The sequence below is a fragment of the Domibacillus sp. A3M-37 genome, assembly GCF_024213455.1.
Taxonomy (GTDB): domain Bacteria; phylum Bacillota; class Bacilli; order Bacillales; family Domibacillaceae; genus Domibacillus; species Domibacillus tundrae.
In genome coordinates this window covers 110,209-133,699 of the sequence record NZ_JANAVL010000005.1, presented here as the reverse complement: position 1 = coordinate 133,699, position 23,491 = coordinate 110,209, and the positions used below count along the sequence as shown (strand labels likewise).

The following is a 23,491-nucleotide window of genomic DNA, read 5'->3' as shown; positions in this document are numbered from 1 at the left end:
TAAGTAAATAGGATTGACTTTCCTTTATTTTCTGATAAACTAAACTCATTCATAAAGAATACCGACAAGAGAGGTGGGCATTAATGATTACGTTTGAATCGTGGAACGAGCTTCAAAATCAAGTTCCTGATTTTCCAGTAGACTCAGAAACAAAAGGGGCACTCGAAACATTGCAATGGGCATATGATACTTATGGAGAGAAATTAGTATATGCCTGTAGTTTCGGAATCGAAGGGATCGTGTTAATCGATTTAATTGCACAGGTAAAACCAGATGCAGAAATCGTTTTTCTTGATACACATTATCATTTTAAAGAAACATACGAAACGATTGATAAAGTAAAAGCACGCTATCCGCAGCTGAATATTCGTATGCAGCAGCCGGAGATGACAATTGAGGAACAGGCTGCACAATTCGGGCCAGACTTGTTTGCGACAAACCCGAATAAGTGCTGTGAAATTCGCAAGATTATTCCGCTTCAAAAAGCATTGGCGCCATCAACGGCCTGGATCTCAGGGCTGCGCCGCGAGCAATCGGAATCAAGAGCCAATACAAACTATTTAAATCTTGATAACCGGTTCAAAAAAATTAAAGTGTGCCCGCTTATTCACTGGACGTGGAAAGAAGTATGGCGCTACGTGACAAAACACGAACTTGATTACAATGTGCTACACGACCAGGGATACCCAAGCATTGGCTGTGCACCATGTACGAAACCGGCATTTTCAATGGACGACATTCGTTCCGGTCGCTGGAGCGGTTCTGGAAAAACAGAATGCGGTCTTCATACAACATAATTTTTTTCCGAATCTAATACCAAGTATTTATATATGATTTCAATACTATCGGAGGTAATTTCACATGACAAACATTGCTGCCCACGGAGGCCAACTTATTAATCAGTACAACCCGGATCTTGATCTATCAGGCGTTTCAAAAGAAGTCGAACTTGATGCAACAGCATTAAGTGACCTTGAGTTAATTGCGACAGGTGCGTTCAGCCCTCTAACCGGCTTTTTAACACAAGCTGATTATGAGAGTGTCGTGAAAGACATGCGTTTAGCAAACGGAACGGTTTGGAGCATACCGATCACGCTTCCTGTACATGATGAATCCGGATATGAAAAAGGCGATACCGTTCTTTTAAAACAAAACGGCACGGTGTACGGTGTTTTGAACATTGAAGACATTTATGAGCCTGACCAGCAGCTAGAAGCTCAAAATGTATATAAAACAACAGAAGAAGCACATCCAGGCGTGAAAAAAGTATACAGCCGTGGTCCTGTTTATCTTGGCGGCCCGATTACACTTGTAAAGCGCATTGAACGCGAACAATTTGCGGAATTTTATTTTGATCCATCGGAAACACGCCGTATTTTCCAAGAAAATGGCTGGAATAAAATCGTTGGCTTCCAAACACGGAATCCGGTTCATCGCGCGCATGAGTACATTCAAAAATCAGCACTTGAAATCGTTGACGCGCTCCTGTTAAACCCACTTGTTGGCGAAACGAAATCCGATGACATTCCTGCAGATATCCGTATGGAAAGCTATCAAGTACTTCTTCGTGATTACTACCCGGCTGACCGTGTAAAACTGGCGGTATTCCCAGCAGCGATGCGTTATGCAGGACCACGCGAAGCAATCTTCCATGCGCTTGTTCGTAAAAACTATGGCTGTACACACTTTATCGTCGGCCGCGACCACGCGGGGGTTGGCGACTACTACGGCACGTATGAAGCACAGGAAATCTTCTCAAACTTTACAGCAGAAGAAATCGGCATTACCCTTTTATTCTTTGAACACAGCTTCTTCTGCAAAAAATGCGGCAACATGGCGTCAGCGAAAACATGCCCACACAGCAAAGAAGACCATGTCATTCTTTCTGGTACTAAAGTGCGTGAAATGCTCCGCGCAGGCGATATTCCGCCAGCAGAATTCAGCCGTAAAGAAGTCGTGGAAGTACTTATCCGCGGCATGAAAGAAACAGCAAACGCATAAAAGGAGAATGAAGATGACAAACAACAATATCGTGTGGCACGAACAGTCACTAACAAAAGAAGAACGCCGTCAAAAAAACAAACACCACAGCGCGGTTTTATGGTTTACCGGGCTGTCCGGCTCCGGCAAATCGACCGTTGCAAACGCAGCGGCCCGCCGCTTATTTGACCTTGGCGTCAGCACGTATGTATTGGATGGCGATAACGTCCGCCATGGCTTAAATAAAGACCTCGGCTTTTCAGATGAAGCACGCAAAGAAAACATCCGCCGCATCGGCGAAGTGGCAAAGCTATTTGTAGACGGCGGCCAGCTTGTGTTTACCGCTTTTATTTCGCCATTCCGTGAAGACCGTGATACCGTTCGTGCGCTGCTTGAAAAAGATGAGTTTATCGAAGTATTCGTTGAGTGCCCGATCGAGAAATGTGAAGAGCGTGATCCAAAAGGCTTGTACAAAAAAGCAAGAGCAGGTGAAATCCCTGAATTCACGGGCATTTCGTCGCCATACGAAGCACCGGAAAAACCAGAGCTTGTCTTGAACACTGACCGCTATACTGTTGAAGAGTGCGTGGATCAGCTCGTTGATTACTTAAAGCAAAATAACTGGCTGTAAGAGCTCTCATGACGAGGGTCATGCAGACGATAGAAATAGAGAGAAATGCACGATGAACGGAGGTGGCACGATGGGCAAAATATGGCTTGTCGGTGCAGGTCCGGGAGATCCGGATTTAATTACGGTTAAAGGGTTAAGGGCGATACAGGAAGCGGATGTCATTTTATATGATCGTTTGATCAGCATGGAGCTTCTTGAGCATGCAAAAGAAGGAACAGAACTTCTTTTTTGCGGAAAGCTGCCGGATCGTCATTTTGTTCAGCAGGAAAACATTAATGAACTTCTTGTGGAGCATGCGAAGCAAGGGAAACAGGTTGTCCGTTTAAAAGGCGGCGACCCTTATGTTTTCGGGCGCGGCGGTGAGGAAGCGGCATTTGCTGTTCAAAACGGCGTTGAGTTTGAAGTTGTTCCAGGTATTACATCTGGTATTGCAGCTCCTGCTTATGCTGGCATCCCTGTTACCCACCGTGATCACGGGGCGTCTTTTGCTATCGTGACAGGCCACCGTAAAGAAGGTGCAGGAGAAGAAATGAAATGGGCTTCCTTAGCAAAAGGAATCGATACGATCGCTATTTACATGGGCGTGAAAAACCTTCCTTATATTCAAGAACAGCTTCTGAAGTATGGAAAGTCTCCTGAAACACCTGCGGCCCTTATTCATTGGGGGACGACAGCAAAACAGCAAACAGTCACAGGTACGCTTTTGGATATACATGATGTTGCTCAAAAAGAAGGCATTACGAATCCAAGCATGATTGTTATCGGTGAGGTCGTGAAGATGCGCAGTGAGCTTCAATGGTTTAAAGAAAACACGGATAATGTATCAGGAGGTGTAAATGGGTGAAAGCTGTACTTTACATTTGTCATGGCACCCGTGTGAAAGAAGGCGCGAAACAGGCAGCTGATTTCATTAAAGAAACGATGCCGCTTGTTGACGCACCCATCCAGGAAATTTGCTATCTTGAATTATCTGAACCATCCATTGAAGAAGGACTGCGTGCCTGTATTGAAAGAGGAGCAACGGATATCATTGCGATTCCGTTTCTTCTTTTAACAGCGGGACACGCAAAAGAAGACATTCCGGGTGAACTCGCGAATGCAGCAAAACACTTCCCCCAGGCCGTTATTCGCTATGGCCATCCGCTTGGCGTACATGAACAGATCATCGACGTACTCATCGACCGGATGAAGGAAGCAGCTTCAATACAACCGGATGCGAGTGTTCTTCTCGTTGGCCGCGGCAGTAGTGACCCGGCGACAAAAGAAGATTTCAGCCGTATTCTTCATCTTTTTAAAAATAAAACCAAGTTAACTGATGTGCATATTGGATATATGGCAGCCTGCGAGCCCGCTTTTGAAGATGCACTTCGGGAAGTGGCTGTAACCAATCCAAAACAGCTGTTTATTGTTCCATATTTGCTGTTTACTGGCATACTGACAAAAACAATGGACCGAGCCGTCAAAAAGCTTAAACTAGACGGAGACATCCATTTATGCAGGCATCTTGGCTATGATCCGGTGATCGGAAATATTTTAGCAAAGCGTGTGGAAGAAGCTGCACAGTCGGAGCCGGTATGTTTCCCATTATGATTGATTTAAGCGATCAAAAAGTCGTCATTGCCGGCGGCGGATCGATCGCGTTTCATAAAGTTGAAAACCTGCTTCGCTTTGGCATCCGACCCCACATTGTCAGCCCAAAATGCCATCCGGCTATTGAACAGCTGGCAGCTGAGGAAAAAGTTTTTATTCACCGTAAAAAAGTCGAGTGGACTGATCTTGAAGACGCGTTTTTAATTATGCTCGTTACGGACGACAAAGAGGCCAATGCCGAGATGGCGAAGCTTGCTGTTTTGCACGGAAAACTTGTCGTGCATGCGGAGCATAATGACCTTGGCAACGCGCAGATCCCCGCTGTATTAATTCGGGGCAAGCTGATGATTAGTGTGTCGACTAGCGGTGCAAGCCCGACATTGTCGACTCAAATACGGAACCAGCTTGAGCATGAATTTGATGAACGGTATGAAGACTATTTGGATTTTTTATTTGATGCACGACAATACATTAAGAGTCACATTCATGATCGGCCAGAGCGGAGAATTTGGCTTAAAAAAGCGGCGGAAACCCGCTACTTAGAATATCCGGAGGAGCGGGAATACTATATGGCAGAACTTTTTGCACACTATCCCGCTTTATAGACAACAGGAGGAACCAATATGGAACGTTTTTTAATTCTTGCACTCGTCGGGCTCGCTGCCCAGCTCGTTGACGGGTCGCTTGGAATGGGCTATGGCCTCACATCGACAACACTGTTGCTAACAGCAGGGATTGCGCCGGCCATTGCATCCGCTTCTGTTCATATGGCAGAAGTCGTTACGACGGCAGCATCCGGCATCAGCCACCGTAAGTTCGGCAATGTAGATAAAGCGATGCTGAGAAAACTCATTGTGCCAGGTGCAATTGGTGCATTCGCCGGCGCGACATTTTTAAGCAACCTGACTGGAGATTATGTACGCCTATACATTTCTGGATTCCTGCTTTGTCTCGGATTGTTTATTCTTGGACGCTTTCTTTTCTTAAAAGATGCACGGAAACAAAAACCAAAACCGCCAACGAACCGATTCTTTATTCCGTTAGGCTTTGTAGGCGGCTTTTTTGACGCCAGTGGCGGCGGCGGATGGGGACCGATTGCAACGCCTGCTTTACTCTCCCAAAAAGGCATGCAGCCGCGTATGGTCATCGGAACTGTTGCAGCGAGTGAATTTGCCGTTGCAACTGCTGCCACAATCGGCTTTATGATTTCACTTGGTCCGGACAAAATTAACTGGCTTTGGGCAGGTGCCATTATGCTTGGCGGCGTGATTGCCGCACCATTTGCCGCCTGGATCGTAAAAAGTCTGCCGACACGCGTATTAGCTGTCATCGTCAGTGGCATGCTTATTATGACCAATTTAAATGCAGTTTTGAATTACACAAGCATTTCAGATTCTGTGGAAACCGCGATCTTTATTGTATTAGTAATTATTTGGATTCCTCTTACATGGTATATAGTGCGAAAAGAAAAACGCATTGCGCAAAAAGAAAAGCAAGAAATGAATACAGTGAAAAGAACCTCTTAAAGGCGGGGCCCATATAAATTGGGTCACGTCTTTTTTTATCGCCAATTGGTTAAAATTGGGTATAATAGTAATAATACAAAGGAGGGATCTGCATGAAAATTCAATTTGGCGCACTGGGAGCTTCCGTTAATGCAAAACGTCCGGCAGTTAATGCCCGGCTTTACGCCATGAAAAGTGGAGGCTCCACTGTGAAACGTTCAAGAATGCGATCCTCGCGCGGAGAATCTGACGCCCTCACAGCGCTTATTCTCGCCAAGAAAAAGCGTGCTGTTCAAGAAGGGACCTTTATGATTAAAGAGCCGGGGAAGATTTATTTTGACGCCTATTGATCGCCTTAAAAAAGAGTTGACTTCTTTATTGCAGCTTCCGATACGTGAGCGCATGTTTGAATTTGCCGGACTTTTAACAGAGTATATATGGCCAGCCATAATATAAAACCAGTAGTTGTAGGAGGTCTCGCTGTTGAATTGTACACGTTGAACCACTACACAACGTACGATATTGATTTTATTTCCAGAGGGTGGGAGCAATTTGATAAGCTGCTGACAGAAGAACTCGGATTCAGCAGAACGTCACGAGAGTGATATCATGAAAAACTCGAAATTGCGATTGAAATACCTTACAGTGACCTGGAAGGTAACGAAAGAAAATTTGTTGAAATTGAATTAAAAAGCGGCCGCAGCATTTTTGTTATTGCTGTGGAAGATATTATTATTCACCGGCTAGAATCCTTTCTCGTCTCAAACGCTCAATTTCCCGAAGATTATCAATGGGCATACTGGATGTTTTTGCACCATAAAGATGACTTGATTGACCATGAGTACTTAAAAGCAGAATCCATTAAAACAAGTACACATAAATGGATTCAAGAATGACAGCAATCTTAAAGCAAACAAGCTTACTGAAATTTTTCTTTTTTCTCATTATTAGAAGTTTACTTTTGAAATGAGAAAAAACATACCTGACTTTCTATAATAGATATTATGTTAACTTTGAAAAACCTCAAATAGAACAATAAGTCATTCCCTCAAGTTTTTATAATATTCGTTATTAAAAACTTCCCCTCTCTAAGTTGACTATAATCATTAGGTCTATTCCAATAAGCTTTGCAGTCACTCCCATAACATTCAGGTACGTTCCATAATTTTCGGGTCCGTACTGATAACTAACTTTTTTGGAGGTCGTTATGTATGAATTTCACACAAGCTACCGATGATTTTTTGATGTCAGTAGTACAAAGAACATTTGGCAGAACATCAATTAAAGGCTATATTCTTGAATATATTGACTTTTATAATCCAGCTTCAATAACAATCTTTTCTTGTGGAGCGTGGACTTTTCCATAATCATTAATCTTACCTGCGTTAAATATGTTGCGAATTGTATATTTATGGATTAATCGTATATTACAAATTTTCCTTCTTCACGTAACTTATTTATAGATGCAATCATATGATTTATTTGTTCATCGGAATGTCTTTCCCATGAACCTAATTCAGCTATTATTTTCAATGGTGATTTAGACCTATAGGAACGTGTTGGGTTCCCAGGAAATTTTTTGTCAGTTACGTTCGGGTCATTTTCAAATTCACCTAATGGTTCTACAATATAAATTCTTTCTTTTGATTTGGATGTTGCTAATTCAGCACCCCATTTAGCAGCATCTAATGTTGCAGTAAAATATATATAGTTAGATTTTTTATCTTGGTAATTTGATATGTGTTGTGGTTCTAATAAATCTCCAATTTTTAGTTCTGCTTTAGTACCATGAAAAAAAGGACCATTATCTAAGACATCTTTTTTGTCATTCATACTGATACACCTCTTTTATGTTTTTAGATTTGTATAATAACATTATAGTATCCGAATTGGAATAATTATACTACCCAATCTGAATGTGTGTAAAAAAGCAACAAACTTTACGAAAAGAGCTTTGTTTTTTAACTCAATTTTCATCGAAATACATATCTGCATAATACTCTATTTCTTTATCCTTCCGTATGATGGATACCATTTCCTCGACCCCTTTAGAAGATAGTATCCCTACTTCATTGAAGTGATTAGCATAATTGGCTGCTAACTGTTTAATCTCAAGAATTGGATTTTGAAGAAGAACAATCAGTTTTTGCTCAATAAAGTATTCATTTTCTTTCGTATTTTCATAAAGAAAGTTCAAAGCACGAATAACCTCTTGTTCATTACTCGTTGATAAAGCTGTGTCAACTTCATCAAGAGTCAAATGTGTTACAACTGGTTCGATATAAGCATCTTCAAGTTCTTCTTCTTTTTCTTCTTCAACGTATAATCCATTTAAGAATGTCTCAAAATTAGGCGCTAATTCAATAACTTGTTCAGAGTCCAAGTCAATATATATAATAGGAGGTTCTTTTTTTGTATTCCGATAATCAAATGCCACCCACGAATGTCCCTCTCCGGAGAATAAAGCAATATTTTTGGGCAGTCCCCATTCTTTTATTAAATATTCGCTTTGTAGTATACCGTCTTCTTCACCCACACCTAAAATGTGGTCTATATGAATATGGTCCTCTGCCCAAGAGGTTGGGATACTAGAAGGAAATGAATTATAGTTAATGTATCCGCCATTTTGTTCTTTAAGAAGATTAATATACGATTCAGGTAGCTTTACTTTAAGTTTTTCTTCTGCATCTTCAACTGCTTTATCCATTAAAGGTAGTAACTTATAATAATCATCATCTCGCCATATGGTTTTCATGGTTGACCTATCCCTCCAAAAATGGATTAAACACCTTCTGCCATTTTAACGTTAGACTGTTATTACCTCAACAGTACCGGTCTACTGCTGCTCAATCTGAAAATAGGTTGGTTCATTTATATGAACGTACTGTTGAGCATATAAATTTACTTGAAAGCTTCCATTAGCAAGAAATATTAATATCTAAAGTACAGATAAAATAATAGAGGTGAAAAAATGAAATACACTTGTCCATGTTGTGGATATAAAACACTAGATGAAGAACCGCCAGGAACGTTTGATATATGTGAAATTTGTTATTGGGAAGATGATAACGTTCAATTTGATGACCCAGACTTTGAAGGTGGAGCAAATGTTGTTTCGCTCAGACAAGCACAGCGAAACTTCGCTAAACTCGGTGCTTGCGAAAAAGATTTTATTAAATATGTCAGGAAACCAAATAAGAGTGATTTAAAAGGTTTTAATGTGTTCAATACTAATGAAGATACGGACTACTAATCAACAGTATTGGTCAACTGCTGCTCAATCTGAAAATACGGACGCACTGTTGAGTAACAATTTGAGTTGTTTTGCTTTTAATGTTTTAGGAACTGTTAAACGACAGTATTGATATTTCATCAAAAGAACAAATAAGGGAGCAAGTACATTCCCTTATTTGTTCTCTCTTTAACTAACGCCCCCGTTACTTTAAGTACAATCTCTCACAATCTGAAGAGGAGCTGCTAATATGAAAGCTCCGTTCCATTCTTTAATTCTTGTATCTGAAGGTTGAATAAAAATCGGCTTATATGTGATTTTTTAATCTCTTTTCCATCAGTTCTGCCATTTGTTTCGAATTTGGATTTCCTTCATTTTGTAATTTATCAATGATGTGAATATAATCCGTTTCATTTCGGTTCTGACTTAATTTATATGCAGCCTGAATTTCTCCCACCTTAATCTTAAATCCAACAATTCCTTTCAGTTGACTTTCTAAGAGTTGAGGAGAAAGCTTATCCCATAAAACTGGATTCTCACGGTTTTCTTCGTATTTTTGCAGCAACATTGTCAGGTCCTGTTTTAACTCTTCTTCGTTCAAAATGCTGGCTGTACCATATACATGTACGGCTTGATAGTTCCATGTCGGAACATTTTCCTGTTCATACCAGGAAGAAGAGATATAAGCGTGTGGTCCCTGGAACATTACTAATACGTCTTCACAGGTTTCGAATGTTCTCCATTGAGGGTTCCCATAAGCCATATGCCCCGTTATGTAGCAAGGATCTCCCTCTTTAATCAACTGCAACGGCAAATGAGTAGCAATTGGTTTCCCTTGTTTTGTTGTAACCATCGTGCCAAAAGAATTTTTTTGAACAAAATCCCAAATTTCACTAACATCGGTAACCTTAAAGTATTTAGGAATATACATAATAACCCGCCTTTACTAAATTTATATCAGTGTTTTGGTCATGATAAAATCAATTTGTTCTTCATCACCCATATAAAAAGAGTGGGCTCCGTTTTGAACAAACCCCATTTTCTTATAGAAGGCAATAGCATTTTTATTTTTTTCCCATACGCCCAGCCAGATTTTCTTTTTATTACTTTCCATTGCCATTTCCATAGCTTTATTTAGCAGATATTTACCAAGCCTCTGTTTTTGAAATTTGTTCTTTATGTAAATCCTTTCGATTTCAAGTGATTCATCACCCATTTCTTCAGATTGAGCATCATCGGTATTGACCTTTAAATATCCAGCGACTTCCTTATTAAAATAAACAAAAAAGAATTGTGAAGAGATATTGGATAATTCTTTTTCCAATTGTTTTAAGTTAAATGTCCGTTCCAAATAGGCGCTCATATTTTCGGGTGAATTATGATGCTTAAATGTCTCATTAAATGTCTCATAACTAATTTCTTGAAGTTTATGTAAATCTTCAAGGGTACACTTTTTTATATTTACAGTCATATCTATATGTCGCTCCTTTATATAATCAATAATTTCTTTTGTTTCCTTTTTTTACAAATTCCCAGTCTTTTTCTATATTTTTTCTCACTCTTTGAAGAATATTGAAAATGGTTTCTACTTCTCTTTCGGTAAATCCCTCTAATGCAACGATATTGGAATAATCATTTTCTCTTTTTATAAAAGGAAATACATTTTTTCCTTTTTCTGTTGGAAAGAGTTTATTTATTTTTTTGTTATGTTCATCATCTTTCTTTTCAATAAATCCATTCATTTCAAGTTTTTTTATAGCACGAGCGGCTGTTGTTCGGTCTACTTTTATCATCTCAGCTAACTTTTCTTGAATGATTCCTGGGTTTTCACATATTCGCACAAGGTATAAATACTGTCCTTTTGTAAGGTGATATTCTTTAAATTCTATATTGCTTATAGAATCTAATGCCCTTGCTATCATCCCAATTTCACGCAGAATTTCCTCCATAATTAGCTCCTTAGCATATGATTTTTGTTGCAAATACAGTAAAAATAATATACATTAAATTTAATTCAACTTTGTTGCATTTGCAACAAAAAATAATGAAGGGGTCGAGTAAAGTGAAATATGTTTTTTATGTATTAGGAATTTTAATATTAACCCTTGGTATTTCCTTCACTATACAATCAGACCTTGGAACTTCACCTTTTGATGCACTGTTGGTAGGACTGTCTATAAATGTGGGGCTTACTGTGGGAAGTTGGGAAATAATAATAGCTTTAATATTGATTTGTTGTAATTCATTTTTAAAAAGACAAAGACCAGAAGTTTTGGGGCTGTTAACAGCATTTATAGCGGGTACTGGTATTGATATGTGGCTTTTTTTATTGCCCAATTTGGTAACACCTGAACTATGGTACGGCAAAGTTGTTTGTTTTGGAATTGGTTTAGTTGTTATAGGGTTAGGAACTGCAACGTATTTGCATACAAATTTTGTACCGATTCCAGTTGACCGATTAGCATTAATCATACAAGAATTAACTAGAACAAATATATTTTTTTCGAGAACATTCATTTACCTCGTATTCTTGATAATGGCAATGATTTTAAATGGACCAATTGGGGTTGGAACGTTATTAACCGTTTGTTTAGGAGGGCTAATACTTAATTACTTTACGCCGGTTACTGAAAAAGTATTAGACCGCGTATTAATACACTCTAGTACATCACCAAATCATGATAAAAATAAAAAGCATTCTATATAGAATGCTTTTTATTTTTCTTGTGTTACTTGAATCCGCTTCACTCTAGGCTTCTACGATACTTGCTTTTATATGCGTTTATATGTAAATAAGCGTAGCAGCCAAACACGAGTTTATAATATAACCTAAATAATTATATTTACTAAAAAGGTTCTTTTAAAATTTTATTGTCAATTTTGACCAAATCAAAAAACCAAAAATGACCTTTTTTGTATGTACTCCTGTCCTAACGCACCCGTTAGGACAGGAAGATATTAATTAATCACCCTAGTCTTCTTCCGCAGCTAATGCATCTGCTTTGGTAACATGAACAGTACCAAATGGATGGTTAGGAGGAGCATATATGGAGTAAAGTTTTAGCGGAACATTACCTGTATTGGTTAGATTATGCCATGTTCCAGCAGGTACCATTATTGCAGAATCATCATAGACATTTCTTTCAAAGTTTAAATTATCTTTACTCTTGCCCATTTGAACAATCCCCTGACCTTGCTCAATACGTAAGAATTGATCAACGTTAGGATGCATTTCCAAACCGATATCTTCGCCAACATTGAGACTCATTAAAGTAACCTGTAAATGTGTTCCTGTCCATAATGCAGTACGATACGTATTGTTTTGCTTCGTGGCTTCATTGATATTAACGACAAATGGTTTTGGGCCATAATCTGTTAACAAAATACTTTCATTACCTTTGGAGGGGCGAAAAGAATCAAATCGGTTTGCCTGCTCTATCCTATTAGGAAAAGTCTGGTAAACGGACGGTCTTCCACCGTTATACATTGGTACATTAACATAATAAGGATATTGATATCGATATCGATATATATAAGGAACGTAATACATTTACTCAATCCCTTCACAGTTTATAAAATTATCCTATGCACCTGTTAAGGGAATGTACTTAGATTCAGGGTGACTTATTTAAAGCAAGCATTTTAGCCTAAAACACTTATTTTATTAAATGGTCTGGTTATTGAACAAAGATCAAACCTTATTCTTCAACTAACCTGCTTCGTTAGTTAAGTAAGAAAATCTATATTATCCTTGAATGAGCCTTTCTTTAACCCAGTTATCGAAAATGTCTTTTACTTGTAAGCACCTCCCCTTTGGAAGATTTTCAAACGTTAGACGACACGTAATTAAAAATTTTCGTTTAAAACGAATGAATAATTTAAAGAGCAAAGGTTATTTGTTATTCTAGTAAGTATACAAATCAGGGCAGCTTAGGAGTGGATTTAACCATGAATAAAAAAGACATAGCACATATTCGAAAACAATTCAAAGTAGGCAATGATTTACTCAAAATCTCCGACATTTTAAATGTCTATATTATGAAGGAATCAAGTGACATTTATCATCATCAAAGTCAACCTTTTGAAATGCTAGACCAAGATCAACAGGAGTTATTTATGAATAACTTCAAAAAATTACTTGCCGGCCAATTGGATGAGAAGCTCTTTGAGTTAAAGTTTCAACGGGAAGCTGAAAATAATAGTCAGCTCATTTTGCATCAAGGATTATTAAGCAGTGATGTAGAAGGCTGGAAAGAGCAAATGCTTCAAATCGTCGGTAAAATGCTTGTACTTCGGCAATATGAGAAGGATATTGTCCTAACATTCATTCGTGGAGAATATTTTAAGCCAATGAAACGCCGAAGTGAAGAGGCTGAGGAAAGCGAACGGGATACAGTTTATTCTCATCCGTTTATTCTATGCAGCATAAATAACACACAAGAGCCGAAAAAAGAACTGCTTTTTGACTATGTGGAAAAAGAATTCAAATATCATTTTGTCGTTGATCCAATTATCAACCTCCATGCTCCCATCTCAGGGTTTCTGTTTCCCTGCTTCACCGATAACGCAGCAGATGTCAATCACATTCTATATTCAGCAGGAAAGGTTCATGAGCCCGATCACCAGTTGATAGAGGAAGTATTAAATGGGGAAGAAACGATGACTGCAAAAGATGATAAAATCGTTTTTGAGGAAATTATTAAAGACGTAACAGGAAATCAGCTAAGCACGTCTACACTCTCCAATGTATATGAAGAGATTAATCGAATGATCGAGGAAAATGAAGAGGAAGAACCGCCAAAATTAGATTCCAAAAGCGTAGAACGTGTTTTAAAGATGAGCGGCCTTGAAGATATAAATTCGGAAAAGATTGAATCAGCTTACCAAAAAATAATTGATGATGACAAATATGAGATCAAAGCCAGCAGCATCCTGCCGAAATATACTTCAAAATCGATTAAAATCAACACGAAAGCAGCTAACATTTCTATTAGTCCACAAGATTTAAGATATGTGAGACAAATTTTTTTTAACGGTAAACGCTACCTCATGATCGAAGTGGAAGAAGATACCGTGATCGAAGGCTTCACTATGATTCCAGAAGCTTTTGGCGGCGATCCAGATAAATAATATATAAAATGTGTCAGGTACCACAATAATGACATCAAACTCTAATCCAGATTATACAATTGAAAATAATATTTGTTCTTAAAATTCAAATAACCCTTACCAAATCAAAGCAGCAATGCTCCCCGTTTGGTAAGGGTTATTTTCGTATAATGTCTTTACGTTCAGAAAAGGTTGATATATATCTGTATTCAACCCGCAGTCAAGGTGTACCCCATTTTCCTAAAACACCCCCCATATGAAAAATAGAAAGAAGCGGGGTAATAATCTGCCTCGCTCTGTGTACGTTCATTATATAAGTAACAAAAAAAATAATTGAATACCTTATAACCCAAGAAGCCTTCCTGCAGTTGAATCAGGAAGGCTTTTTCACAATTGCAATGCCAGAATAGGTGCAAATAATTTAGAACAAAAAAGAGATGCCTTATTGAGACACCTCTTTTCACGCAGACTATCGTGTTAACATTTCAGCATTTAGCAGCAATGCTTTCTGGGATACATATTTCTCGGATGCCTCTTGTTTTTGCGCGTCAAACTCGGTTTTAAAAACAGCCGTTACGTGTTCATTCAGTTCAAGTGCAGCGGCCCGATCCAGCCAGATGGGGCTGGTAAAGAAGGCATCGAATGCCACATCGTCTACGTCATGCTTCTTCATATACACAAAGATGCATTTCATTAATTGCCTTTTCCCGCTGGATTTTAGTGTATCCTCATACAGATACCGTTCTTCAGGTGTTTTGTTTGATTTGTACGTCGCATGAACATCCAGTTTTCCGTGAAGATAGCGAAACACTTTTAAGGTGTTCATCGAATCATCCAAGCTGTTGTGTGCCTGCCCGTCTGCTTCGATTTGGAACACCTCCATCGTTTTGGTCAGGCTGGGGGTGTTGCCGTTGAAGGTATCGTACAGGCCAAACTGAAGAATCGGCAATATGTCAATATAGCTGGACAGGTTCAGGGAAGGAAGTCTGTAACGTTCGCATTCCTTTTCCAAGAACCGAAAATCTTCTTTCCCCCATGTCACAAAACAGGATTCCTCCGTGCCAAGAAACGCCTTGAATTTCTTTAATACGTGTGGAAAGGCCGGCGCGGAAGACACATCCCGCTGCGTGATGCCTGTTAGTTTTTTCGTAAACGATGTTAACCGTTCTGCTGGCTTCACCAGGGATGAAAAGACATCGATCACGTCCAATGTAGCGGGCGACACTTTCAGGGCTGAGAGTTCGATAATTTCTTCCAGGTGGTGCGGGTCCCATTTCGATGCGTTCCATTCAATATCAAGTACGATGTAATTCACAGTATCCTGCCTTTCTCATTGTTTGTTTCTCATTATACAGCCATTTGAAAAAAAACAGGGAAAAATGTGTTTTTCGGACTCTTCGAAAGAAACAGGAATACAAATAAAAAAACAGAACTACATCAGATGAAATTGAAAAATGAGTGAACGAGCTGATAGGTCTGTAATGAATGTCACTTGGTATCCAAACTCTTCTAGAAATAATTTTAAATATCTTATATGATGCCTATACTCCTCAATGGTTCGTGGACGTACTCCTTCTATATTACATATGCTCTTGCCATACTATGCCATTCTAATTGTAATGGAGGACACCACAAGGCAGCCATCTGTCCCAAAAACGTCCAAAGCTTTGTCCTACAGCTCAACCAAAAAACACGAAAAAAAAGGTTGATATATGTCGGACACTCAGGGTATTTCTAACCTTGAGAACCTTAGTATATCAACCCTTTTTCAAAAAAAAGCGTCCCAGATAGGAATCGAACCTACGACCTACAGCTTAGGAGGCTGTTGCTCTATCCTGCTGAGCTACTGGGACATACAAAATAATGTGAACTGTTCCATTATATTTTTAAAAAGAAAACTTTTCAAGTAGTAACTATAGTACTTCTATAGATTGCAAAAAAAGAAAATGTCCAAAAAGGAATAGCTTGTTCTTGCACTTTTGAGCATGTAACCTGTTTGAATAATTAACATTTATAACATTTTTTAAATAAAAAGCAATATTTTTCTTTGCTTTGTAATATTTATAGTATATAAATAGGTAAATGGAGGTGTTTACATGTCAATGGAGTCTAAAACTAGTTCATATGATGGAAGAGAAATTGTGGATCTTGGGGTGCAAAAAAATTACAAGACAATCGTTGTGAAACCCCAAAACATTACGGTATCTGCAATTCAGGATGTCACACAAAAACCGTCGTATTATGATGGAAGCGGCAAATTATCGTTCTAATAGAAATAGAATTATTGAAAAAATCAAATTCTGATTTAATGAAAAAAACGCCAGATAAATGGCGTTTTTTTCATTATTGATTGTCTCGATTGTTTTTTTTGTTGCCTGTTAAATTGTTTGCAGCGTTTTTAGTTGCATCAACAGTATTCATTGCAACATTTTCTGTTGTTTCTAAAGCATTATGCACTGTTTCAAATGCAGATCCTGCTGTGTTCTTAATGCTCTCTGCGACACTTTTGTCATTTTTTTGATTTTGATTATTTCTTTGATTAGTCATTAAGTTTCACCTCCTAAACAGGAGTAGGATATGTATTATATGATTAATTATTCGGACTATCTATACGAATAAATTATTTTCAATGCTTATTTACCAAAAAGCTTTTTCTCGATTTTCTGCTCATAATTTTTAAAAATGCCTGAATTTGTATCGATTCTCTTTTTGGATAGCATTTGATTGTAGCGAAGCATTTTTTCGTTTAATTGGCGTTTCAATTCCTGTTTTTGTTCAGGGTCTATACAGTCATTTATGAGCCGCTCAAGATTGCGTATGTCCTGGCGAAGATTTGCATCTTCCGGTGTAAATCCTGCATTTTTCATCATTCTAACCGACATACGCAGCTCTGGCGGCAAATGTTCGAATTCATCCTTCGGCAGCGGCTTGCCGGCGCCAGGCAAATTGTCAAACACGCCTTCTTCAAGCGTTTTTTTGATTCGCTCTTCTGCAATACGAAATGAGTCCATGTCAACCACTCCATTTTAATATTGTTGGTCTTTATCATAGCAAAACTATTTTCGTTTTCAAAATGGCTTCAATCGGGTATAATGACAGTAGATCAGCATACATTAAAAAAGCCGTTTCGATGTGTCCAGCATCGAAACGGCGATCACAATAGCTGGTTTCCATTACGGGAATCGGCGTCACAACAGGCTAAAACCGCCCGGGCTCGCTAAAACCTCAAGGGCGGTTTTAATCTTTTTTCTGGAATGACAGAATTGAAATAACCAGCCCCGTAAATGCTACGGTGAACATAAGTGATTCAAATACAGTCATACGGCCTCACCTCCATTCCTGCAAAGACATGCTTTGACAGTGGAGTGAGCCGACCACCCTTGAGAAACCTTTACTATTGCTTCTTAATTATAACACATGCCCGAATATCAGTTCGAGATATTTATAGAATAAATGTAAAAAAGCATCCTTTTTCACAGAAGGATGCTTTTTTGTAACTGTTAATCAGCCAAGTCATGTTTTTTATTTCTACCTGTTTTAAACGATTGTCTTCAATTTTCTCAATTCTTTCTTACCTTGTAATACTGATCAATTAATTGATCCAGCCGCTGCAAGTAAAACGAATATTCAATAATGGAAGAGGCTACAATAAATAAACGGGATTTTCGTTTTTTGTTTTGCATGTAAATATCCTGTGACCGCTCAAAAAATGCTGCACTTTCCTTCATAATATTCATTTCATATTCACCTTCTAGTTTCCTTGTTTTTCCTTCGTATTTTAAAAATAAATATTCATGGTATTTTATGAGCTGTTCAATATGACGATCAAAAAAATGATCCTCTTCGTCACTAGCCCCGCTTTGAAAATAGTGCTCTTCGATATTCTCTAATATTTCTTCCCCCTGCTGAAGCGTCTTGAGCATCTGTTTAAACACAACGATTTCCCGCACATCAAGCGGTTTTAATTTGGACAGTTTTGCACGTTCTTCATCGAAAATTTTATACTGATCTTCCAATTTTCGAATATCTTGCTGAAGCTGTTTACTTTGCCCCTGGAAAGACGTTTCAGTTAATTCATTAGAAACAGCTGTACGCAGCAGCAATGACATATTTTGAAAAACAGACGTTGTTTTTTCAAGATAATTCTTTTTATAGTTTGGTGGTATAATAAGCAGGTTGACGACCAAAGCAGACCCAATCCCGACCAGGATGATGAAAAAGCGGTTGAGTATAAAATCGATATCTTCATTGCCTGGAGCACTCATAATGGCCAGTACAGTAACGAGCGTCAGCGGGATCGTGCTTTCCATTTTCATTTTTAAGCTTAATGAAATAACCAGCATCATCAACAGCCCTATGATAATCGGATTGTCCCCTAAAAAGTAAATGGAAAAAAGGGCTACTGCAGCACCAATCGTATTGGTTACAACCTGATCCAGCAGCTGTCTCCAAGAACGGTAAATGGATGGCTGAATTGTAAAAACAGCTGCCACTGCTGCAAAAACAGCCGGCTCAAGGTTTAAGAATAAACATATGTATAGCGATAGTGTTACGGCAATGCCTGTTTTAAAGACGCGCGGACCTAACGTCATCTTTCATTCCTCCTGTTTTGCTTTTCAATACAAAAAAAGACACTTTCACTTGATTTTAGTGAAAGTGTCTAAATAAAGAAAGATATTTGCCCTACTTATTTACCTTTTTTAAGGCATTCACCAGTTCCTCACCCATTAATTCAGATGAAAATGGATCACGGCTCGTAACAATTTGATCGTCTGCCCAAACGGCATGTGCTTTCTTTTCAAGACTGCCTTGGTTGTACTGTGCTACTTCTGTTAATTCGTCCTCAAGACTGAACGGCAGAATATCAAGCAATCCTTCCGGCTCAATTTCATTCGGATAACCGGTCACCGCTTTGCCTGCAATAATGCTTTTGCCGTCTGGACGATTTGTCCAAATAAGCGGTGCCGGGCCATGGCATTCCGCTGCCACAATTCCTTTATTGTCATAAATGGTATTGACCAGCTTATGAAGGGATTCGTCTTTTGCTAAGTCATACATCGCCCCGTGCCCTCCCACAATCAGAACCGCATCATACTTAAGCGCGTCTACTTCTGATAGTTTTAACGTATTATCTGCGCGGCCGGACTCGTATAATGCTTTATATTTGCCTGTTGGATCATAGTCTTCTTGCAGACTTACTTGATCCAGCACTGGTTTGCCGCCAAGTGGCGATGCGAGATCAACAGTATGGCCTGCTCCTTCTAAGAGTTCAAGCGGTGCAAAAAGTTCCTCTGCCCACCAGCCGGTTTCATAATTATTTTTCTTGTCTTTATGTCCACTTGATAAAATTGCAATAATGTTCGCCATAAAAAAACACTCCTTCTCTACATCTTCATCTACAAGATACCCGGTTTTATAAGAAATAATCACTTGGACATAAATTTGGTAAAGAATCCATCCGCAATTTTCCTTTTTCGGAAACGGAAATGCAAACTGTTGAATTTTTTGTGACACCGCCGCTAAAGGATTGTTTTTTACTACTAATAGGATTAGCATAGGAGAAGGCGAAAAGATCATTGTAATTCTTGTTTACCTGCCTTAAACCGCTTAATTGTGAATATATTAACAATCTTTTCGCTTTACTAGGTAACTATATAAGAAAGGGGTATAGCATGAAAAAGAAATGGCTGTTACTGTCAGCAATGTTCACTATTGCTACGGTGCTTGCAGGGTGTGAAAACCCGCTTATGGTACTTGATCCAAAAGGACCGCAGGCCAAAACGTTATCTGACACAATCATTTTGTCCATCATTGTGATGGCTGGCATTTTATTTGTCGTTTACGTGTTATATGCGTTTATGCTTATTAAATACCGGGCTTCAAAAATGGGAGACGATTATGAACCTCCTCATGAACACGGCAGCAAAACACTTGAAATTATTTGGACGGTTATTCCGATCATTATCGTTTTGTTTTTGTCTGTTGTGACCGTTCGGACGACGAGCGAAGTTGAAAGCAAGCCATTAGGCTATGAAGACCAGGAGCCGCTTGTTATTTATGCATCATCATCGAACTGGAAGTGGCACTTCAGCTATCCAGAAGAAGGAATTGAAACGGTGAACTATGTGAATATGCCCGTGGATCGTCCTGTTGAATTCCGGCTTTATTCATACGGACCGATTACAAGCTTCTGGATTCCACAGCTTGCCGGTCAAAAATATGCCATGAGCGCCCATGTAACCAAAATTAATATGGCTGCGGATGTGCCTGGATCGTTTATGGGCCGGAACTCAAACTTTAACGGACAAGGCTACGCTCAAATGGAATTTGAAGCGCAGGCAATGACGGCTGCAGATTACGATGAATGGGTAAACGATGTAAAAGATACGGCACCTGAATTAACGGAATCAGACTTTGATGAATTGCTGGAAACAGATTTCGTAGGACGTAAATCATATTCATCCACCCATCTTGAATTCAGCCCAGCACCTGAAGGGGAACATCACGGATCACCAGTATCCAATGAAGAAGACATGGAGACTGCTCCTTCTTCTGAAACCGATCACTTCCACCATAAGGATGCGGAACAATGATGAAAGGAGCTACACAAAATGGAATCGCATGAGCAACAGTTTCTTATTCTCAATGAGCCAATGATTGTCGGAGCGATGATCAGCATTGTCGTTGGTGCGCTATCCATTCTGCTCGGCCTGACCTACTTTAAAAAGTGGGGCTACTTATGGCGCGAATGGATCACGACCGTCGATCATAAAAAAATCGGCGTTATGTATATACTAGTGGCTCTCGTTATGCTTTTCCGCGGAGGCGTCGACGCTCTTTTAATGCGCGGCCAGACCGCCATGCCGGAAAACGGGCTGCTTGATGCCCAGCATTACAATGAAATCTTTACCACTCACGGCGTCATTATGATCCTGTTTATGGCAATGCCGTTTATTATCGGTTTAATTAACGTTGTCACGCCGCTTCAAATTGGCGCGCGCGACGTAGCGTTCCCGCGATTGAACTCAGTCAGCTTCTGGCTGTTTGCAGCCGGTGCGGGACTGTTTAACATCTCGTTTATTATTGGAGGATCACCGGATGCCGGCTGGTCTGCTTATTTCCCGCTCGCCAGTCTTGAATTCAGCCCGACTGTCGGGAATAACTATTACTCACTTTCCCTGCAAATTGCCGGTCTTGGTACATTGATGACAGGTATTAACTTTGTCGTTACGATCTTAAAAATGCGTGCACCAGGTATGACGTTAATGAAAATGCCGATGTTTACATGGTCAGTATTAATCACAAACGTTATTATCGTGTTCGCATTCCCTGTTTTGACCGTGGCGCTTGCTCTGATGACAATGGACCGTCAGTTTGGCACTAAATTTTTCGCGATGCAGGACGGCGGAATGGACATGCTTTGGGCGAATCTGTTCTGGGTTTGGGGACATCCTGAAGTATATATTGTTATTCTTCCTGCTTTCGGTATTTTCAGTGAGATCATTTCCACATTTGCCCGTAAAAACTTATATGGGTATAAGTCGATGGTTGTTAGTATGGTTGCGATTTCCCTTCTTTCTTTCGTTGTTTGGGCGCACCATTTTTACACGATGGGCCACGGTGTTATGGTCAACAGCATATTCTCTATTACAACAATGGCGATTGCTGTACCGACCGGGGTGAAAATATTTAACTGGCTGCTTACCTTGCATAAAGGGAAGATTTCCTTTACAACCCCAATGCTTTATTCTCTTGCGTTTATTCCGATTTTCACAATCGGCGGAGTTACAGGGGTTATGCTTGCCATGGCGAGTGCCGATTATCAATACCATAATACAATGTTCCTTGTAGCGCATTTCCACTACGTATTAATTCCAGGAACCGTGTTTGCGGTTATTGCCGGTTTCCATTTCTGGTTCCCGAAAGTATTCGGTTTCCGCTTAAATGAAAAGCTTGGAAAACTCGCTTTTTGGTTTATCACAATCAGCTTTAATGTGGCGTTTTTCCCGTTGTTTATCCTTGGACTGAACGGAATGACACGCCGTATGTATACGTACTCTGAAAGCACTGGCTACGGCCCGCTTAACATGCTTTCCTTTATCGGTGCGGTCGGTCTCGGAATCGGCTTCATCATTCTTGTTTATAATTTGTACTGGAGTATCCGCTACAGCCCGCGTGATGAAACGGGAGATCCATGGGATGCACGTTCTCTTGAGTGGGCTACACACAGTCCTGTACCGGTTTACAACTTTGCACGTGTGCCGAAAATTAAAGAACTGGATGCGTTCTGGTTTGCGAAGAAAAACAACCAGCCGCTTAGCGATGGTCCATATGAGCCAATTCATATGCCGAGCAACAGTGGTATGCCATTCCTAATGAGCGGCGCCTTTTTTGCCGCAGGCTTCTGTGCTGTTTTCAGCTGGTGGATTCCGGCTATCGTATTCACAATTGCCATTTTTGTTTTCATGGCATTGCGTTCGTTTGAACAAGATCATGGCTATTACATTTCAGTAGAAGAAATTGAACGGACTGAACGGGAACTTGGAGGTGACAAAGAATGAAAATAGATGAATCATTGCCGCTTGAATACAGTACCGAAGAAAACCGGCTGAAAATTCTTGGCTTCTGGATCTTTTTAGGGGCGGAGATCGCCTTGTTTTCCACATTATTTGCGGTTTACTTTGTACTCGAAAACCGATTTGGTACTGGACCGAGCGCGCAGGAAATTTTCCATATGCCGCCGGTTATGATTGAAACGATTTTACTCCTAACAAGTAGTTTTACCATCGGGCTTGGTATTCATGCCATGCGTCTTGGACTGAAAAAAGCGATGATGACGTTCTTTGTTATTACACTTGTGCTCGGTCTTGGCTTCCTCTGCGTTGAAATTTATGAGTTTGTAACGTATGTAAATGAAGGTGCGACGATTCAAACGAGCGCGTTTCTCTCAAGCTTAATGACACTGCTTGGAACGCACGGTTTACACGTAACGTTTGGCCTTTTCTGGGGAACGTCGATCCTGCTTCAAGTAAGAAAACGGGGACTGACGCCGCAAACAGCTAATAAATCGTTTATTTTCTCGCTTTACTGGCATTTCCTTGACGTCGTCTGGATTTTCATTTTCAGCTTCGTTTATTTGAAAGGACTGATGGTACTATGATGAAGCAATTGTTCCCGAAGCAGCACGTTATGGGCTTTGTGTTTTCTCTTGTCCTGTCTGTCGTTGCATTATCGGTTCTCGCTTTTGATATGTCATACAAAATGGGAATGGCTATTTTGCTTGTTACAGCGATTGCCCAGGCAAGCGTTCAGCTTCTTCTCTTCATGCATATCGGCGAATCAGAAGATAAAAAAACATTGTATACCAATATCATCTACGCCTTGTTTGTCGGTGTAGTGACGATCCTTGGAACATTACTTACAATGATCTGGGGCTACCAATAA

General features: G+C 39.7%; 28 protein-coding genes, 1 tRNA gene and 1 pseudogene. 18 read left to right on the top strand and 12 right to left on the bottom strand.

What is annotated here, in order from left to right:
• The first annotated feature begins 83 nt into the window (after nucleotides 1-83).
• The 10 genes from NLX67_RS10415 to NLX67_RS10370 all read left to right on the top strand — a co-directional run bounded on the left by NLX67_RS10415 (nucleotide 84) and on the right by NLX67_RS10370 (nucleotide 7,073).
• The gene (locus NLX67_RS10415; protein ID WP_254311681.1) at nucleotides 84-797 is read left to right on the top strand and encodes a phosphoadenylyl-sulfate reductase; all 714 of its coding nucleotides are present in this window, start codon (nucleotides 84-86) and stop codon (nucleotides 795-797) included.
• Nucleotides 798-861: 64 nt separating this feature from the next.
• Complete coding sequence (gene sat / locus NLX67_RS10410; protein ID WP_254311680.1) at nucleotides 862-2,001, top strand: sulfate adenylyltransferase; 1,140 nt, start codon at nucleotides 862-864, stop codon at nucleotides 1,999-2,001.
• Between the two features lie 13 nt (nucleotides 2,002-2,014).
• On the top strand, nucleotides 2,015-2,611 hold the full coding sequence (cysC, locus tag NLX67_RS10405; RefSeq protein ID WP_046180248.1) for an adenylyl-sulfate kinase: 597 nt from the start codon (nucleotides 2,015-2,017) through the stop codon (nucleotides 2,609-2,611).
• Between the two features lie 70 nt (nucleotides 2,612-2,681).
• On the top strand, nucleotides 2,682-3,455 hold the full coding sequence (cobA, locus tag NLX67_RS10400) for a uroporphyrinogen-III C-methyltransferase (protein ID WP_046180249.1): 774 nt from the start codon (nucleotides 2,682-2,684) through the stop codon (nucleotides 3,453-3,455).
• Nucleotides 3,452-4,201: a sirohydrochlorin chelatase gene (locus NLX67_RS23030; protein WP_254311679.1), complete on the top strand. Its 750-nt coding sequence runs from the start codon at nucleotides 3,452-3,454 to the stop codon at nucleotides 4,199-4,201. The genes cobA and NLX67_RS23030 overlap by 4 nt, the downstream gene beginning before the upstream one ends.
• Nucleotides 4,186-4,806, top strand: a complete 621-nt coding sequence (locus tag NLX67_RS10390) for a precorrin-2 dehydrogenase/sirohydrochlorin ferrochelatase family protein (RefSeq protein ID WP_046180251.1) — start codon at nucleotides 4,186-4,188, stop codon at nucleotides 4,804-4,806. Before NLX67_RS23030 ends, NLX67_RS10390 begins: the two co-directional genes overlap by 16 nt.
• 18 nt (nucleotides 4,807-4,824) lie before the next feature.
• Complete coding sequence (locus tag NLX67_RS10385; protein ID WP_046180252.1) at nucleotides 4,825-5,727, top strand: sulfite exporter TauE/SafE family protein; 903 nt, start codon at nucleotides 4,825-4,827, stop codon at nucleotides 5,725-5,727.
• 92 nt (nucleotides 5,728-5,819) lie between these two features.
• A complete protein-coding gene (locus NLX67_RS10380; protein WP_254311678.1) occupies nucleotides 5,820-6,056 on the top strand; it encodes a hypothetical protein in 237 nt (78 codons plus the stop codon).
• A gap of 87 nt (nucleotides 6,057-6,143) precedes the next feature.
• A complete protein-coding gene (locus tag NLX67_RS10375) occupies nucleotides 6,144-6,311 on the top strand; it encodes a hypothetical protein (RefSeq protein ID WP_254311677.1) in 168 nt (55 codons plus the stop codon).
• 606 nt (nucleotides 6,312-6,917) lie between these two features.
• Nucleotides 6,918-7,073 (top strand): hypothetical protein, encoded by a 156-nt coding sequence (locus NLX67_RS10370; RefSeq protein WP_254311676.1) that lies wholly within the window; start codon nucleotides 6,918-6,920, stop codon nucleotides 7,071-7,073.
• Nucleotides 7,074-7,122: 49 nt separating this feature from the next.
• Here the strand turns inward: NLX67_RS10370 and arr are convergent, their stop codons facing one another.
• On the bottom strand, nucleotides 7,123-7,539 hold the full coding sequence (arr, locus tag NLX67_RS10365) for an NAD(+)--rifampin ADP-ribosyltransferase (protein ID WP_046181200.1): 417 nt from the start codon (nucleotides 7,537-7,539) through the stop codon (nucleotides 7,123-7,125).
• A gap of 466 nt (nucleotides 7,540-8,005) precedes the next feature.
• A pseudogene (locus tag NLX67_RS23025) lies at nucleotides 8,006-8,461 on the bottom strand (SMI1/KNR4 family protein); the annotation flags it as partial.
• Nucleotides 8,462-8,677: 216 nt separating this feature from the next.
• Between NLX67_RS23025 and NLX67_RS10355 the strand changes: the two are divergent.
• Nucleotides 8,678-8,959, top strand: a complete 282-nt coding sequence (locus NLX67_RS10355; protein ID WP_046180257.1) for a CPCC family cysteine-rich protein — start codon at nucleotides 8,678-8,680, stop codon at nucleotides 8,957-8,959.
• Nucleotides 8,960-9,245: 286 nt separating this feature from the next.
• On the opposite strand, the gene NLX67_RS10350 is transcribed toward NLX67_RS10355, so the two are convergent.
• The 3 genes from NLX67_RS10350 to NLX67_RS10340 are packed head-to-tail and all read right to left on the bottom strand — an operon-like array spanning nucleotide 9,246 to nucleotide 10,887.
• The gene (locus tag NLX67_RS10350; RefSeq protein WP_046180258.1) at nucleotides 9,246-9,869 is read right to left on the bottom strand and encodes an FMN-binding negative transcriptional regulator; all 624 of its coding nucleotides are present in this window, start codon (nucleotides 9,867-9,869) and stop codon (nucleotides 9,246-9,248) included.
• A 21-nt stretch (nucleotides 9,870-9,890) separates the two neighbouring features.
• On the bottom strand, nucleotides 9,891-10,409 hold the full coding sequence (gene paiA / locus NLX67_RS10345; RefSeq protein WP_254311674.1) for a spermidine/spermine N(1)-acetyltransferase: 519 nt from the start codon (nucleotides 10,407-10,409) through the stop codon (nucleotides 9,891-9,893).
• A gap of 25 nt (nucleotides 10,410-10,434) precedes the next feature.
• A complete protein-coding gene (locus NLX67_RS10340) occupies nucleotides 10,435-10,887 on the bottom strand; it encodes a MarR family winged helix-turn-helix transcriptional regulator (protein ID WP_254311673.1) in 453 nt (150 codons plus the stop codon).
• A gap of 113 nt (nucleotides 10,888-11,000) precedes the next feature.
• On the opposite strand from NLX67_RS10340, the gene NLX67_RS10335 reads away from it, so the two are divergent.
• The gene (locus NLX67_RS10335) at nucleotides 11,001-11,645 is read left to right on the top strand and encodes a YczE/YyaS/YitT family protein (RefSeq protein ID WP_254311672.1); all 645 of its coding nucleotides are present in this window, start codon (nucleotides 11,001-11,003) and stop codon (nucleotides 11,643-11,645) included.
• 264 nt (nucleotides 11,646-11,909) lie between these two features.
• Here the strand turns inward: NLX67_RS10335 and NLX67_RS10330 are convergent, their stop codons facing one another.
• Nucleotides 11,910-12,488, bottom strand: coding sequence for a cupin domain-containing protein (locus NLX67_RS10330; RefSeq protein WP_254311671.1), 579 nt, complete (start codon nucleotides 12,486-12,488; stop codon nucleotides 11,910-11,912).
• 398 nt (nucleotides 12,489-12,886) lie between these two features.
• On the opposite strand from NLX67_RS10330, the gene NLX67_RS10325 reads away from it, so the two are divergent.
• Complete coding sequence (locus tag NLX67_RS10325; RefSeq protein WP_046180263.1) at nucleotides 12,887-14,068, top strand: DUF4317 domain-containing protein; 1,182 nt, start codon at nucleotides 12,887-12,889, stop codon at nucleotides 14,066-14,068.
• Between the two features lie 448 nt (nucleotides 14,069-14,516).
• Here the strand turns inward: NLX67_RS10325 and NLX67_RS10320 are convergent, their stop codons facing one another.
• Nucleotides 14,517-15,362, bottom strand: a complete 846-nt coding sequence (locus NLX67_RS10320; protein ID WP_254311670.1) for a 3'-5' exonuclease — start codon at nucleotides 15,360-15,362, stop codon at nucleotides 14,517-14,519.
• A gap of 464 nt (nucleotides 15,363-15,826) precedes the next feature.
• A tRNA-Arg gene (locus NLX67_RS10315) sits at nucleotides 15,827-15,900 on the bottom strand.
• 243 nt (nucleotides 15,901-16,143) lie between these two features.
• On the opposite strand from NLX67_RS10315, the gene NLX67_RS10310 reads away from it, so the two are divergent.
• On the top strand, nucleotides 16,144-16,317 hold the full coding sequence (locus NLX67_RS10310; protein ID WP_254311669.1) for a hypothetical protein: 174 nt from the start codon (nucleotides 16,144-16,146) through the stop codon (nucleotides 16,315-16,317).
• Nucleotides 16,318-16,390: 73 nt separating this feature from the next.
• Here NLX67_RS10310 and NLX67_RS10305 read toward each other — a convergent pair whose 3' ends face one another.
• The 4 genes from NLX67_RS10305 to NLX67_RS10290 all read right to left on the bottom strand — a co-directional run bounded on the left by NLX67_RS10305 (nucleotide 16,391) and on the right by NLX67_RS10290 (nucleotide 19,414).
• Nucleotides 16,391-16,594: a hypothetical protein gene (locus NLX67_RS10305; protein WP_046180265.1), complete on the bottom strand. Its 204-nt coding sequence runs from the start codon at nucleotides 16,592-16,594 to the stop codon at nucleotides 16,391-16,393.
• 86 nt (nucleotides 16,595-16,680) lie between these two features.
• Nucleotides 16,681-17,058: a DnaJ family domain-containing protein gene (locus NLX67_RS10300; protein ID WP_254311668.1), complete on the bottom strand. Its 378-nt coding sequence runs from the start codon at nucleotides 17,056-17,058 to the stop codon at nucleotides 16,681-16,683.
• 549 nt (nucleotides 17,059-17,607) lie between these two features.
• A complete protein-coding gene (locus tag NLX67_RS10295; RefSeq protein ID WP_254311667.1) occupies nucleotides 17,608-18,639 on the bottom strand; it encodes an FUSC family protein in 1,032 nt (343 codons plus the stop codon).
• 91 nt (nucleotides 18,640-18,730) lie between these two features.
• Complete coding sequence (locus tag NLX67_RS10290; RefSeq protein WP_254311666.1) at nucleotides 18,731-19,414, bottom strand: type 1 glutamine amidotransferase domain-containing protein; 684 nt, start codon at nucleotides 19,412-19,414, stop codon at nucleotides 18,731-18,733.
• A gap of 305 nt (nucleotides 19,415-19,719) precedes the next feature.
• Between NLX67_RS10290 and qoxA the strand changes: the two genes are divergently transcribed.
• The 4 genes from qoxA to qoxD are packed head-to-tail and all read left to right on the top strand — an operon-like array spanning nucleotide 19,720 to nucleotide 23,491.
• The gene (qoxA, locus tag NLX67_RS10285) at nucleotides 19,720-20,640 is read left to right on the top strand and encodes a cytochrome aa3 quinol oxidase subunit II (RefSeq protein WP_046180268.1); all 921 of its coding nucleotides are present in this window, start codon (nucleotides 19,720-19,722) and stop codon (nucleotides 20,638-20,640) included.
• A gap of 18 nt (nucleotides 20,641-20,658) precedes the next feature.
• The gene (gene qoxB / locus NLX67_RS10280; protein ID WP_046180269.1) at nucleotides 20,659-22,608 is read left to right on the top strand and encodes a cytochrome aa3 quinol oxidase subunit I; all 1,950 of its coding nucleotides are present in this window, start codon (nucleotides 20,659-20,661) and stop codon (nucleotides 22,606-22,608) included.
• Nucleotides 22,605-23,207, top strand: a complete 603-nt coding sequence (gene qoxC, locus NLX67_RS10275; RefSeq protein WP_254311665.1) for a cytochrome aa3 quinol oxidase subunit III — start codon at nucleotides 22,605-22,607, stop codon at nucleotides 23,205-23,207. The genes qoxB and qoxC overlap by 4 nt, the downstream gene beginning before the upstream one ends.
• Entirely contained in the window at nucleotides 23,207-23,491 is a 285-nt protein-coding gene (gene qoxD, locus NLX67_RS10270; RefSeq protein ID WP_046180271.1) for a cytochrome aa3 quinol oxidase subunit IV, read from the top strand. Before qoxC ends, qoxD begins: the two co-directional genes overlap by 1 nt.

Coding starts and splice junctions, on each gene's coding strand:
- NLX67_RS10415 (WP_254311681.1), top strand. CDS start 84: ATGATTACGTTTGAATCGTGGAACGAGCTTCAAAATCAAGTTCCTGAT.
- sat (WP_254311680.1), top strand. CDS start 862: ATGACAAACATTGCTGCCCACGGAGGCCAACTTATTAATCAGTACAAC.
- cysC (WP_046180248.1), top strand. CDS start 2,015: ATGACAAACAACAATATCGTGTGGCACGAACAGTCACTAACAAAAGAA.
- cobA (WP_046180249.1), top strand. CDS start 2,682: ATGGGCAAAATATGGCTTGTCGGTGCAGGTCCGGGAGATCCGGATTTA.
- NLX67_RS10390 (WP_046180251.1), top strand. CDS start 4,186: ATGTTTCCCATTATGATTGATTTAAGCGATCAAAAAGTCGTCATTGCC.
- NLX67_RS10385 (WP_046180252.1), top strand. CDS start 4,825: ATGGAACGTTTTTTAATTCTTGCACTCGTCGGGCTCGCTGCCCAGCTC.
- NLX67_RS10380 (WP_254311678.1), top strand. CDS start 5,820: ATGAAAATTCAATTTGGCGCACTGGGAGCTTCCGTTAATGCAAAACGT.
- NLX67_RS10375 (WP_254311677.1), top strand. CDS start 6,144: ATGGCCAGCCATAATATAAAACCAGTAGTTGTAGGAGGTCTCGCTGTT.
- NLX67_RS10370 (WP_254311676.1), top strand. CDS start 6,918: ATGAATTTCACACAAGCTACCGATGATTTTTTGATGTCAGTAGTACAA.
- arr (WP_046181200.1), bottom strand. CDS start 7,539: ATGAATGACAAAAAAGATGTCTTAGATAATGGTCCTTTTTTTCATGGT.
- NLX67_RS10355 (WP_046180257.1), top strand. CDS start 8,678: ATGAAATACACTTGTCCATGTTGTGGATATAAAACACTAGATGAAGAA.
- NLX67_RS10350 (WP_046180258.1), bottom strand. CDS start 9,869: ATGTATATTCCTAAATACTTTAAGGTTACCGATGTTAGTGAAATTTGG.
- paiA (WP_254311674.1), bottom strand. CDS start 10,409: ATGACTGTAAATATAAAAAAGTGTACCCTTGAAGATTTACATAAACTT.
- NLX67_RS10340 (WP_254311673.1), bottom strand. CDS start 10,887: ATGGAGGAAATTCTGCGTGAAATTGGGATGATAGCAAGGGCATTAGAT.
- NLX67_RS10330 (WP_254311671.1), bottom strand. CDS start 12,488: ATGTATTACGTTCCTTATATATATCGATATCGATATCAATATCCTTAT.
- NLX67_RS10325 (WP_046180263.1), top strand. CDS start 12,887: ATGAATAAAAAAGACATAGCACATATTCGAAAACAATTCAAAGTAGGC.
- NLX67_RS10310 (WP_254311669.1), top strand. CDS start 16,144: ATGTCAATGGAGTCTAAAACTAGTTCATATGATGGAAGAGAAATTGTG.
- NLX67_RS10305 (WP_046180265.1), bottom strand. CDS start 16,594: ATGACTAATCAAAGAAATAATCAAAATCAAAAAAATGACAAAAGTGTC.
- NLX67_RS10300 (WP_254311668.1), bottom strand. CDS start 17,058: ATGGACTCATTTCGTATTGCAGAAGAGCGAATCAAAAAAACGCTTGAA.
- NLX67_RS10295 (WP_254311667.1), bottom strand. CDS start 18,639: ATGACGTTAGGTCCGCGCGTCTTTAAAACAGGCATTGCCGTAACACTA.
- NLX67_RS10290 (WP_254311666.1), bottom strand. CDS start 19,414: ATGGCGAACATTATTGCAATTTTATCAAGTGGACATAAAGACAAGAAA.
- qoxA (WP_046180268.1), top strand. CDS start 19,720: ATGAAAAAGAAATGGCTGTTACTGTCAGCAATGTTCACTATTGCTACG.
- qoxB (WP_046180269.1), top strand. CDS start 20,659: ATGGAATCGCATGAGCAACAGTTTCTTATTCTCAATGAGCCAATGATT.
- qoxC (WP_254311665.1), top strand. CDS start 22,605: ATGAAAATAGATGAATCATTGCCGCTTGAATACAGTACCGAAGAAAAC.
- qoxD (WP_046180271.1), top strand. CDS start 23,207: ATGAAGCAATTGTTCCCGAAGCAGCACGTTATGGGCTTTGTGTTTTCT.